1 protein-coding gene is annotated in these 624 nt (G+C 63.9%); it reads left to right on the forward strand.

The genetic code is table 11. The features are described 5' to 3' along the window. Positions 1 to 624 (forward strand): DUF222 domain-containing protein (locus GD1_RS24070; protein ID WP_157079618.1); only part of this gene is annotated, 624 nt, incomplete at both ends.

A 624-nucleotide genomic window follows, 5' to 3' on the forward strand; every position in this document is an offset into this window, starting at 1 on the left:
GTTGCGGCGGAACGTACCCTCGCCCGACACGCCACCGAATTCGGGGCATCCGCACTCGGCACCTGCGGCTCCCGCATCATCGCCCACATCGACCCCGACGGCGAACTCATCGAGAAGAAAGACCGCGACCGTCGACGCGGCATCAGCCTCGGCAAACAAGGCGCCGACGGCATGTCCAAACTGACCGGCTACGTCGACCCCATCCTGCGCGCCCGACTCGAAACACTCTTCGCCGCCTGGGGCAAACACGGCGTCAACAACCCCGACACACCACACGGCCTGAACGGGGACAGCCGTGCCGCCGAGATCGTCGACCCCAACGGTCTCGAAGCGGCGGCGGTCAAAGACATGCGTACCCAACCCCAACGCAACCACGACGCGGTCAACGCCCTGCTGACCGCCGTGCTCGCCGACGGGATGCTCGGGAAGACCAACATGGGTGTCCCGATCCAATTGATCGTCAAAACCGATGTCAACGACCTGATCCGCGAAGCCGGGTACGCCATCACCGCGACCGGAACCCTGATCCCCATGTCTGACCTGGTGGATCTCGCCGCGGATGCCCAAATGTATTTGTCGGTGTTCAAAGACCACACCGCGATCCCCCTCTATTTCGGGCAAGCG

Source organism: Gordonia desulfuricans NBRC 100010 (genome assembly GCF_001485495.1).
Taxonomy (GTDB): Bacteria; Actinomycetota; Actinomycetes; order Mycobacteriales; family Mycobacteriaceae; genus Gordonia; species Gordonia desulfuricans.